The organism is Nocardioides sp. Root151 (genome assembly GCF_001427925.1).
Classification (GTDB): Bacteria; Actinomycetota; Actinomycetes; order Propionibacteriales; family Nocardioidaceae; genus Nocardioides.
In genome coordinates this window covers 784,937-796,397 of record NZ_LMGG01000004.1, presented here as the reverse complement: position 1 = coordinate 796,397, position 11,461 = coordinate 784,937, and the positions used below count along the sequence as shown (strand labels likewise).

The window sequence follows — 11,461 nt, the reverse complement described above, 5'->3', positions numbered from 1 at the left end:
CGACGGCTCGGTGGTGCCCGGGTCGGTCGGCTCCGACGGCTCGGTGGTGCCCGGGTCGGTCGGGTGGACGGGTGCGGTGGCGGTGCCGGGCGAGACGGGCGTGGGGTTGAGCTTCCCGGGCTCGGCGGCTGCCTCGTCCTTGGTCGCCCTCTTCTGGTCCGCGACCTTGCTGGCCCGGTGGTCGGTGGGCACCCGTGAGGCGAAGGGACCCATCGCGACCGGTCCGACGAGGTTGGTGTTCATCGCGGCGGAGACCGTCATCGTGGCGGGCACCGCCGACAGGTCGCCGTCGACGTACTTCTGCATGAGGCCCAGCACCAGGGCGACGTACGCCTGGGAGTGGTTGTAGCGGAACACGGCGGAGCGCCGGCCGGCGTCGGTGCCGAGGTCATCGCTGCCGGAGCAGAGGTAGACCGCTGCGGCGAGGGCCGCGTCGTCGATGTCCTGCGGGTTGCGCTCGCCGTCGCCGTCGGCGTCGACCCCCACGACCGACCACGTGGCCGGGATGAACTGCATCGGTCCGACGGCGCGGTCGTGCCGGGTGTCTCCGTCGAGCTGGCCAGCGTCGGTGTCGGTGATCCGGGCGGTACGGCGACCGTCGAGGGCGACGCCGATGATCGAGGGAGTGGCCAGCCCGTTGGCGTCGAGGGTGCTGCCGCCGTAGGTGCCGTGCGCGGACTCGACCCGGCCGATCGCGGCGAGGAGCTGCCAGTCCATGTGGCAGGTGGTGTCGGAGGCGTTGATCACCGAGGCCGCGCGCTGGTAGGCGCTGAGTGCGGGAGACGGAAGAGCCGTTCCGGTCGTCGAGGCGATCAGACTGACCCGTCCGTCGGTGCCGGCGTTGGCCGCGGGCGTCACGCTGGCCGGAGCCTCGAGTGCGACCTCGGGCACCGGGGGCGCTGCCTGGGCACGACTCGCACCGGTGTCGGCGCTGGCCGCGCCGGAGTCGGACGGGGCGTGCAGAGATCCGGTCACTCCGGTCAGGAGGGCCACCCCGAGCACCGCAGCGGGCATTGCGCGCGTGGACATCCGGACCAGTCCTGAGCGTGAACCGTTCATGGCAGAGTCGTCTCGTTAGTGTCGTGGCCCCCGTACACCTCAGACGAGGTCGCCGCTGACCCCGATCCTTGCACCGATTTCCCTTTTGAAAACGGGATCCGCAAGGAATTTGGCGCAGATTTGGTATGTAGGTGACAAGAAATCACCAGAACGGCCGCCGCAGGTTACTCTGCAGCGCTCACCGACGGGTCGAGAGCCGCCTGTGCAGCCCGTTGAGGACATCCCCCGGCTGGAGCCCGATCTCAGGCCAGGGACTCGAGCCAGGCGTCGTGCAGGTCGGAGAAATGACCGTCGCCGCTGGCGATCAGGTCGTCGGGAGAACCGTCCTCGACCACGTCCCCGTGCTCCATCACCAGCACCCGGTCGGCGATCTCCACGGTGGAGAGGCGGTGGGCGATGATCAGCGCCGTGCGGTTCTTGAGGATCGTCTTGAGGGCCCGCTGGACCAGTCGCTCCGACGGGACGTCGAGCGACGAGGTCGCCTCGTCGAGGATCAGCACGGCCGGGTTGGCCAGGAAGGCACGCGCGAAGGCGACCAGCTGCCTCTGCCCCGCCGACAGGCGACCGCCCCGGTTGGCGACGTCGGTCTCGTATCCCTGCGGCAGGGCCACGATGAAGTCGTGGGCACCGATGGCCCTCGTCGCGGCCACGACCTCCTCCATCGTCGCGTCGGGCTTGCCGAACCGGATGTTGTCGGCAACGGTGCCGCTGAACAGGTAGTTCTCCTGGGTCACCATGACCACACACCGGCGCAGCGTCTCGTCGTCGAGCTCGCGCACGTCGATGCCGTCGAGGCGGACTGCGCCGGAGACCGGGTCGTAGAACCGCGAGACGAGCTTGGCCAGTGTGGTCTTGCCGGCACCGGTGGTGCCGACGAGTGCCACCGTCTGGCCGGCCGGAACCTGCAGGTCGAGGCCGGGAAGCACCGCCACGCCCTCGACGTACTCGAACCGCACCGCGTCGAAGGTGAGCTCGCCCCGGGCATCGTCGAGCGGCACCGGTCGGGCCGGCTCGCCGACGGAGGGTTCTTCCTCGAGCACCCCGGAGAGCTTCTCGAGGGCGGCAGAGGCCGACTGGAAGGTGTTGTAGAACTGCGAGATCTCCTGCATGGGCTCGAAGAACTGGCGCAGGTAGAGCAGGAACGCCGCCAGGACGCCGACGGTGACCTCGCCGTGGAACGCGAGGTAGGCGCCGTAGAGCAGGGTGACCCCGATGGTCAGGTTGCCGATCAGCTTGATGCCCGGCATGAACCACGCCACCAGCCGGAAGGCGCGAAGGTTCGCCCGGCGGTACTGGTGGTTGATGTCGTCGAAGATCTCCTGGTTGCGGTCTTCGCGCCGGAACGCCTGGACCGCCCGGATGCCACCCATCGACTCCACGAAGTGGACGATGACCAGGGCGACCTTCTCGCGGGTGACCCGGTAGGTCTTGGCCGACTCCTTGCGGAACCAGTTGGTCAGCAGCATCAGGAACGGGAAGCACAACAGCGCGACCAGGCCGAGCTTCACGTCGAGCACGAGGAGCAGCACCGAGGTGCCGACGAGTGTCAGCAGCGCGGTCACGAGCCCGTCGAAGCCGGTCTCGAGCATCTCGTAGATCGCGTCGACGTCGGAGGTCTGTCGCGAGATGACGCGTCCCGACGTGTAGTCGTCGTGGAAGGCGGGGCTGAGCCTCTGGAAGTGCCGGAAGACCCGGCGGCGCAGCTCGAAGAGCATGTCCTGTCCGATGCGGCCGGAGATCACCAGGAAGATCTGGCGGGTGATCGCCTGCGTGATCGTCGCGAGGAGCACGATGCCGACGATCAGGTAGAGCGTGCCGGTCTCACCGCTCTCGCGGATCGGCGGGATGCCGCGGTCGATGCCCTCCTTGACGAGGTAGGGGATGGAGAGGCGGGCGGCGTTCTCGACGATGACGATGCCGACCACGATCCACAGCCAGGTGCGGTGCGGGCGCAGCAGGTCGCCCAGCAACCGTCGGGAGCGGTCACGCAGTCTGATGCTGGCGGCGTCGGTGATCTCGTCGGACCGGCCGTCGCCGGCGACTCCACGCCAGTCCTGCTGGCTGGCCCGCTCGAAGGGCTCCTCCTCGTTGCCCGGGTCTCGTGGGTCCGGCGTCGAGGTGTGGACCGGAGTGCTGGTCACGCGGGTGCCTCCTCGAGGGCATCGCTGTCGGACACGTCTGCCGCCAGCAGCTGGCGGTAGGCGGGCACGGTCGCCATCAGGTCGCTGTGCTGGCCGACGTGGGTGATGGTGCCGTCCTGGAGCAGCGCGACCTTGTCGGCGAGCATCACCGTGGACGCACGGTGTGCCACCACGATGCCGGTGGCGTCGGCGAGCACGCGCTGCAGCGCCTCTTCGACCAGCCTCTCGGTGTGTACGTCGAGGGCCGACAGTGTGTCGTCGAGCACCAGGATGCGTGGCTGGGCGAGGACGGCACGGGCCAGGGCCAGACGTTGCCTCTGGCCGCCGGACAGCGACATCCCCTGCTCGCCGATGCGGGTGTCGAGACCCCACGGAAGGTCGTGCACGAACCCCGCCTGGGCGACCTCGACGGCCTCGGCGATCTCGTCGTCGGTGGCGTCGGCTCGACCGAGCGTGAGGTTCTCGCGCGCACTCATCGAGAACAGGGTGGGTTCCTCGAACGCGGTGGCGACGATGGTGCGCAGCGAGGGCAGGGTCAGGTCGCGCACGTCGACGCCGTCGACGGTGATCCGCCCCGCGGTGACGTCGTAGAGCCGGGGCACGAGGGCGGTCATCGTGGTCTTGCCGGAGCCGGTGGCACCGACGACGGCCACGGTCTCCCCCGGCGCGATGTCGAGGTTGACGTCGCGCAGCACGAGCTCGTCGTCGTGCTGGTCGGGGAACCGGAAGTCGACGTGCTCGAAGCGAAGGTGGCCTCGGGGCCGTTCGAGGGTCTTGGTACCGGACACGATGGCGGGCTCGGCGTCGAAGATCTCGAGCACGCGGGCCGAAGCGGTCATCGCCTCCTGCGCCATGGCCAGGATGACGCCCAGTGAGGCGATCGGCCAGACCAACGACAGCATCAGCACGATGAACGCGACGAGGGTGCCGGGACTGAGGTCGCCACGGCCCACGCCGAGCGCGCCGAGCAGCAGCACCAGCGTGACCGCCAGGTTGGGGATCACCTCGAGGAAGGTCCAGAAGCGTGCGGAGAGGCGCACCTTGTCCATGGAGGTGGCGTGCAGGGTGCGGGCGGCGTCGTCGTACTGCTCGGAGACGTGGCGCGAGCGCCCGAACGACTTGATCACCCGGATGCCTACGGCCCCCTCCTCCGCCAGGGTGGCCAGGTCGCCCTGCTCGTCCTGCACCCGCCGAGAGACGACGACATAGCGCTTCTCGAACCGCATCGAGAGATAGATGATCGGCAGGGCTGCCGCGGCCACCACCAGGCCGAGCGGCAGGTACATGTGGAGCAGCACCCCGGTCACCACGATGAGCTGGGTGACGTTGATCAGCAGGAAGAGGAGCCCGAATCCGCTGAACCGTCGGATGCTGGAGAGGTCGGTCGTGACGCGTGAGAGCAGCTGCCCGGACTGCCAACGGCTGTGGAAGGCCATCGGCAGTCGCTGGAGGTGCTCGTAGAGGTCGTGGCGGATGTCGGTCTCGACGCCGAGCACGGCGTTGGACTGGATCCAGCGCCGCCAGAAGATCAGCATCGCCTCCAGGACGCCGAGTGCGAGTGCCAGCAGGCCCAGGGGCAGCACGGGGTCAATCTCGCCGTCCGCGATCGGGCCGTCGATGAGGGCCTTGGTCACCAGCGGGATCGCGATGCTCAGGCCCACCCCGCCGAGCGAGGTGCCGAGCATGACCGCGAGGGCGGGGACGTGCCGCCGGAGATAGCCGCGCAGCCGCCACAGGGAATGGACGCCGGCGGGCGGATGCGGCGCCGGCTGGGTGGGCTCGTGGTGCGATTCTGGGGACGTGGCGGAGGCGGTGGCTGACATCGGGCGCTGGCGGTTCCCCTCGTGGATTCTTGTAAGAACCAGATTACGCCCTGCCCCTGACAGCGCTCAATTCATTTTCCAGCGGGTCACCAGCTGGTCGACAGGGGCCGACCCTCGTGGAAACCTGCGGCCGACTGGACCCCGATCACGGCACGCTCATGGAACTCACCGAGCGAGGTGGCCCCCGCGTAGGTGCAGGCCGAACGCACGCCGGAGCAGATCTCGTCGACGAGGTCCTCGACACCCGGGCGCTGTGGGTCGAGGTACATCCGAGAAGAGGAGATGCCCTCCTCGTAGAGGCCCTTCCGGGCTCGGTCGTACGCCGACTCGGTCGACGTGCGGTTCGCCACGGCCCGCGCCGAGGCCATGCCGAAGGAGACCTTGAAGGCCCGTCCGTCGGAGTCGGTGAGCAGGTCGCCCGGGGACTCGTGCGTCCCGGCGAACCAGGAGCCGACCATCACGGCGGAGGCTCCGGCGGCCAGGGCGAGTGCCACGTCGCGCGGGTGCCGCACTCCCCCGTCGGCCCAGACGTGCTTGCCGTGGGTGCGGGCCTCGGCCGCACACTCGAGCACCGCCGAGAACTGCGGGCGGCCGACGCCGGTCATCATGCGGGTGGTGCACATGGCACCCGGCCCGACCCCGACCTTGATGATGTCGGCGCCGGCTTCGATCAGTGCCCGGGTTCCGTCGGCGTCGACCACGTTTCCGGCCGCGACCGGCACCCCGGGGTCGAGGGCACGCACGGCGCGCAGGGCCTCGATCATGCGTTCCTGGTGCCCGTGGGCGGTGTCGACGACGAGGCAGTCGACCCCGGCGTCGAGGAGCTCGGCCGCCTTGGCCGCGACGTCACCGTTGACGCCGATCGCCGCGGCGATGCGGAGCCCGCCGTCGGCGTCCACGGCCGGCGAGTAGAGCGTCGCACGCAGGGCCCCGGTGCGGGTGAGCACGCCGACGAGTGCGCCGTCGGCGTCTACCGCCACCGCCAGTGGCGCACGGGCTCCGTCGATCGCGTCGAAGGCAGCGCGCGGCTCGGTGTCGGCATGCAGGCGCACGAAGTCGGAGTTCATCACGTCACGCACCTGCGCGAAGCGGTCCACCTCTGCGCAGTCGGCCTCGCTGACCACGCCGACCGGGCGGTTCCCGTCGACGACGACCGCGGCCCGGTGGGAGCGCTTGGGGATCAGGGCGAGCGCCTCGGAGACGGTCTGGTCGGGACGCAGCTCGATGGGGGTGTCGAAGACAAGGTGGCGCGACTTCACGAAGCGGACCACGTCGGCGACGACCGGGATCGGGATGTCCTGCGGGATCACGGTCAGGCCGCCGCGGCGGGCCACCGTCTCGGCCATCCGCTTGCCGGCGATCGCAGTCATGTTCGCCACCACGAGGGGCAGCGTGGCCCCGGTGCCGTCGGAGGTGGAGAGGTCGACGTCGTACCGGCTGGCGACCGCGGAGTGCCGCGGGACCATGAAGACGTCGTCGTAGGTCAGGTCATGGGACGGCAGGGTGTCGTGGAGGAAGCGCACAGCGGTCGAATCTACCCGCCACCGCCCGAAACTCCGTAGGTGAGCAGCACGAGCCCGGTCTAGCCTTGCGGCCATGACCGAGCGCGCACTCACCTTCGGCGCGGCCGCCGCGGCGTACGAGCTGCATCGGCCGGACTATCCGCCCGAGATCGTGGACCGGGTGCTGGTCCATGCCGACGGTGACGTGCGCACGGCCCTCGAGATCGGCGCCGGCACCGGCAAGGCGACCCGGGTGTTCGCGGCGCGCGGCATCGCGGTCACGGCCACCGACCCGGACGCCCAGATGCTGGCCGAGCTGCGCCGCCACGTGCCCGAGTCCGTCACGGCACGTCAGAGCACTCTCGAGGCCTACCCGGAGGGCGAGGTCTTCGACCTGGTCTACGCCGCAGCCTCACTCCACTGGACCGATCCCGCCACCCGCTTCACCAGGATTGCCCGGTTGCTGCGCCCCGGCGGGGTGTTCGCATGCTTCGGCGGGCCGACCAGGCTGTCCGACCCCGAGGTGCGGGCGGCTGTCCGCGAGGCGAGGAGTCCGGTCCTGTCCGACGACCGGGCCCCCAGGCAGGAGGTCACGCCCGGGCAGGGAGGCCTCGAGTGGCCGGGCACCGAGCTGGCCGCGTCACCGATGTTCACCGACGTGGTGGCCGCCGTCGTGCCCCGGCGAAGTGAGGTCGCGGTCGACGACTACCTCGGTTACCTCTCGACGGTGTCGGCGTACCTGATGCTGAGCCGCCAGGACCGGGACGACGTCTTCGCGCGGATCCGCGCCGCCCTGCCGGAGCTGGTCGCGGTCAGCAGCGACCTGCGGATCCACCTGGCCCGCCGGGTCTGACGCCTAGCTGGCGCGGGCGGCGGCGAGCGCCTCGTCGGCGTGGACGTTCATGTTCAGCTCGCTGCTGATCACCTTCACGATGCTTCGGTCGCGGCCGATCACGAACGTGGACCGCTTGGCCTTGCCGATCAGCGACCGCTTGACGCCGTACGACGCGGCCACCTCGCCGCCGACGTCGGCCAGGAGCGGGTAGTCGAACCCGTGCTTCGCGGAGAACTCCGCCTGCTTCTCCATCCCGTCGGTGCTGATGCCGATGCGCTGCACCCCGGCCTCCGCGAACTCGGCGCCAAGATCGCGGAAGTGGCACGCCTCCTTGGTGCACCCGGCGGTCATCGCCGCCGGGTAGAAGAACAGCACGACGGGGCCGTCCTCGACGAGCGTGCCCAGGCGGCGCACCATGCCGTCCTGGTCGGGCAGCTCGAAGTCGGGGGCGGTCTGGCCTGCGGCAAGGGTCTTCATGGCACAAGTATCCCTAGAGTGAGTGTGTGGACTACGTGGACCCGGGCGACCCTGCTGCCCTCAAGGACCGGACTGCCGGCGCGTTCGCGAGTCTCTTCGGCCACCCTGCACAGCTGGTGGCCAGGGCGCCCGGGCGACTGAACCTGATCGGCGAGCACACCGACTACAACGGCGGCCGCTGCCTGCCGCTCTCGCTCCCCCACGCGACATACGTCGCGGCGCGGGCCCGCACCGACGACACCGTGCGGGTGCACAGCCTCACCCTCGACGACACCTGGACCGGGACCCTCGCTGACCTGCGGAGCGCCACCGGTTGGGCGGCCTACGCCGCCGGGGTGCCCTGGGCCCTCGAGCTCGAGCACGGCGTCGACCTGGTCGTCGACAGCACGGTCCCGCTGGGCAGCGGGCTGTCCAGCTCCGCGGCACTGGCCTGCTCCGTGGCCGTTGCGGTCGATGCACTGAGCGGGCGCACGCTCGACGACGTACGACGTCGGGAGCTCGCGGAGGCGTGCAAGCGAGTCGAGGCTGAGGTAGCGGGCGCCCCGACAGGCGGCATGGACCAGCTGGTGTCGATGCTCGCGCCGGCCGGCGAGGCGCTGTGGATCGACTTCGCGGACGGCTCCACGCGGGCGGTCCCGGTGCCCTGGCACGAGGCGGGCCTGGAGCTCCTGGTGATCGACACCGGTGTGCGGCATGCCCTGGGTGACGGGTCGTACGCCGCACGCCGACGGGAGTGCGAGGCCGCGGCGCACCTGCTCGGAGTGACCCACCTCGGGCGGGCGTCCGCCGACCGGTGGTCCGCCCTGCACGACGACGTGCTGCTGCGCCGGGCCCGTCACGTGATCAGCGAGTGCGAGCGCGTGGACACCGCCGACCAGGCCATCGTCGAGGGCGAGTGGGGCGAGCTCGGCGAGGTGCTCGACGCCTCGCACGCCTCGCTGGCCCACGACTTCGAGGTCAGCTGCGACGAGCTCGACGTGGCGGTCTCGACGGCCCGAGCCGCGGGTGCGCTCGGTGGCCGGATGATCGGCGGGGGCTTCGGCGGATCGGCGATCGCACTGGTCGACCGCGACCGCCTCGACGACGTGGCGGCGACCGTGGTGGCGGCGTACTCCGCACGCGGCTGGAAGGCCCCGACCTTCCTGCGGACCAGCCCCTCGGACCGCGCCGGAGTCATCGGCTGAGCATCGGGGCGAACGTGACGGAGGCGGTCTCCCTCCACGCCTCACGTCAAGAACTGCAGGTTCGCGCATCAACCGTCGACGGTTCGCGCATCAAGAATCCACGGTTCGCGTCAGAGGCCGGGAGGCGGGGCGAGTCCGGAGTCGCGCAGCTCGAGGTGGGCCAGCGCCCGGATCACCGCCGGGTCGCCCTGCCGCCAGGCACCTGCGGGATCGTCGCTGATCCGGGCCAGCACGTGCAGGGGCTGGTTGGCCAGGGCCCGCAGGGCGAAGAGGTCGATGTCGTGGGTGGAGTCGACGAACCAGCGTCCGGCGGTGGCGTTGCGGATGAAGCGGATCCGCGGCGGCAGGTAGAAGGCGCCCAGGAGGACGCCCGGTCCCAGGCCGAGTGACAGCCCCAGCTTCCAGGCCAGCACCCTCAGCGAGTGCTCGGTGCGGTCACCCGCGTCGGCCAGCTCCTGGGCCGACGCCTCCGCCTTCAGGAACGGCGAGGCGGCCGCGTCGCCCAGCAGCGGGATGGACCCGAGGGACTCGGCCGCCTCCCCCATGTTGTCGGCCAGCGACGTGGCGGCCCGCTGGGTGCGCTCGGTCGGCTTGGTCAGCTCCATCGTGGACTGGAACGTGCTCACGCCCTGCCAGATCCAGAACCCGACCCAGACCACGAAGAAGACGTCGGCGGCGATCTGGCGGGCTCGGCGCGGCCGGTGGTCGGCGTACGGCTTCATGCACGTATCCGATCACATGGGTAGGCGTACTCAGGTGAACTCGGGTAGCGAGGCGGGTACGGCGGGCCGTCATGCTGGGCAGAGTTGTCGTCATGAGCAACCAACTCCCCGCCAAGTCCACCAACGCCTTCTTCCTCCAGGCCGCGATCTCCTTCGGCATCGCCCTGCTGACCATGATCCTGGCGGTCTGCTACCTGCCGGTCGATCCCTGGATCCGCGCGTTCCTCGCCCTGGGCACGCTGTTCCTGACCACCTCGTCGTTCACCCTCGCCAAGTGCGTGCGCGACTCGCAGGAGAACCAGGCCGTCGTGGCCCGCCTCGACCAGGCCCGGGTGGACAAGATCCTCGCCGAGCACGACCCCTTCCGTCCGGCCGTCTGATCGACGCGCCTGACCCGCGAACTGCCCGGCGCGGGGGTCCGGGACAGGGAAGGGCCCCGGTCACCAGGTGGTGGCCGGGGCCCTCTCATGTCCCTGTCAATGGAGACAGGCTTCTGGTCAGCGGGTCACTTGAGCTCGGCGCTCGAGAGTCCCAGCAGGCGGCGCGCCACGATCAGCTGCTGGATCTGCTGCGTGCCCTCGAAGATGTCGAGGATCTTCGAGTCGCGCGACCACTTCTCGAGCAGCTCAGTTTCGCTGTAGCCGACACCGGCGGCCAGCTCGACACAGCTGAGGGTGATGTCGGAGCCGACGCGGCCGGCCTTCGCCTTGGCCATCGAGGCCTCCAGCGAGTTGGGCTTGCGGTTGTCGGCCATCCAGGCGGCCTGCATGGTGAGCAGCTGCGCGGCCTCCCAGTCGGCCTCCATCTGCAGGAACTTCGCAGCGGCGGCGGACTGGAGCTGCGCGGGCCGGTCGTAGTCGATCTCGACGCCGGCCTCCTCGAGCAGGCCGCGGGTCAGGTCGAGCGACGCGCGGGCACAGCCCACGGCCATCGCGGCGACCAGCGGACGCGTGTTGTCGAAGGTCGCCATCGCGCCGGCGAAGCCCTGCTTCACGTCGACCTCGGGCGAGCCGAGGAGGTTGGCGGCCGGCACCCGGCAGTCGGTGAACGTGATCACCGCGGTGTCGGACGCGCGGATGCCGAGCTTGTGCTCGAGGCGCTCGACGTTCATGCCGGGCGTGCCCTTCTCGACCACGAAGGACTTGATCGCGGCCCGACCGAGCGCCTTGTCCAGCGTCGCCCAGACGACCACGCAGTCAGCGCGCTCACCCGAGGTGACGAAGATCTTCTCGCCGTTGAGGACGTACTCGTCGCCGTCCTTGCGGGCGGTCGTCGAGAGGTTCGCGGAGTCGGAGCCGATGCCGGGCTCGGTGATCGCCATCGCGGCCCACGTGCCCTCGAAGCGCTTGAGCTGCTCGTCGTTGGCCACGGAGGCGATCGCGGAGTTGCCCAGGCCCTGACGGGGCATGGAGAGCAGCAGGCCGGTGTCGCCCCAGCACATCTCGGCCACGGAGAGCACCGAGGCCAGGTTGGCACCGTTCTTCACGGTCTTGTCGTCGCTGCTCTCGTCACGACGAACGCCGGTCGCACCGGCGCCCTCGGACGCACCGGACTCGGAGAGCCCGTCGATCATCGCGGCCAGCATGTCGAGTTCCTTGGGGTACTCGTGCTCGCCGAGGTCGTACTTGCGGGAGATGGGGCGCAGCATGTTCATCGCGACCTGGTGGGCCTGGTCGATGAGTGCGCGGTGCTTCTTGGGGGTTTCGAGATTGATCATG

10 protein-coding genes are annotated in these 11,461 nt (G+C 70.2%); 3 read left to right on the top strand and 7 right to left on the bottom strand.

All coding sequences use genetic code 11. The features are described from left to right. The 4 genes from ASD66_RS25630 to ASD66_RS12385 form a co-directional block, all read right to left on the bottom strand. A partial coding sequence (locus ASD66_RS25630) for a lytic murein transglycosylase (RefSeq protein WP_156388711.1) occupies positions 1-1,029 on the bottom strand: 1,029 nt, incomplete at its 3' end. Positions 1,030-1,301: 272 nt separating this feature from the next. Beyond that, positions 1,302-3,200, bottom strand: coding sequence for an ABC transporter ATP-binding protein (locus ASD66_RS12395; protein ID WP_082599461.1), 1,899 nt, complete (start codon positions 3,198-3,200; stop codon positions 1,302-1,304). Next, entirely contained in the window at positions 3,197-5,023 is a 1,827-nt protein-coding gene (locus ASD66_RS12390) for an ABC transporter ATP-binding protein (RefSeq protein ID WP_056891083.1), read from the bottom strand. Before ASD66_RS12390 ends, ASD66_RS12395 begins: the two co-directional genes overlap by 4 nt. Positions 5,024-5,109: 86 nt before the next feature. After that, entirely contained in the window at positions 5,110-6,546 is a 1,437-nt protein-coding gene (locus tag ASD66_RS12385; RefSeq protein ID WP_056891082.1) for a GuaB1 family IMP dehydrogenase-related protein, read from the bottom strand. Between the two features lie 73 nt (positions 6,547-6,619). On the opposite strand from ASD66_RS12385, the gene ASD66_RS12380 reads away from it, so the two are divergent. After that, a complete protein-coding gene (locus tag ASD66_RS12380; RefSeq protein WP_056891081.1) occupies positions 6,620-7,378 on the top strand; it encodes a class I SAM-dependent methyltransferase in 759 nt (252 codons plus the stop codon). Between the two features lie 3 nt (positions 7,379-7,381). On the opposite strand, the gene ASD66_RS12375 is transcribed toward ASD66_RS12380, so the two are convergent. Then, complete coding sequence (locus ASD66_RS12375; protein ID WP_056891080.1) at positions 7,382-7,837, bottom strand: peroxiredoxin; 456 nt, start codon at positions 7,835-7,837, stop codon at positions 7,382-7,384. A gap of 26 nt (positions 7,838-7,863) precedes the next feature. Between ASD66_RS12375 and galK the strand changes: the two genes are divergently transcribed. Next, entirely contained in the window at positions 7,864-9,021 is a 1,158-nt protein-coding gene (gene galK, locus ASD66_RS12370; protein WP_056891079.1) for a galactokinase, read from the top strand. Positions 9,022-9,131: 110 nt separating this feature from the next. On the opposite strand, the gene ASD66_RS12365 is transcribed toward galK, so the two are convergent. After that, positions 9,132-9,743, bottom strand: coding sequence for a hypothetical protein (locus ASD66_RS12365; RefSeq protein WP_056891078.1), 612 nt, complete (start codon positions 9,741-9,743; stop codon positions 9,132-9,134). Positions 9,744-9,835: 92 nt separating this feature from the next. Between ASD66_RS12365 and ASD66_RS12360 the strand changes: the two genes are divergently transcribed. Then, the gene (locus ASD66_RS12360; protein ID WP_056678020.1) at positions 9,836-10,123 is read left to right on the top strand and encodes a YiaA/YiaB family inner membrane protein; all 288 of its coding nucleotides are present in this window, start codon (positions 9,836-9,838) and stop codon (positions 10,121-10,123) included. Between the two features lie 125 nt (positions 10,124-10,248). On the opposite strand, the gene ASD66_RS12355 is transcribed toward ASD66_RS12360, so the two are convergent. Next, positions 10,249-11,460 (bottom strand): acyl-CoA dehydrogenase family protein, encoded by a 1,212-nt coding sequence (locus ASD66_RS12355; RefSeq protein WP_056678015.1) that lies wholly within the window; start codon positions 11,458-11,460, stop codon positions 10,249-10,251. Position 11,461: the final 1 nt, after the last annotated feature.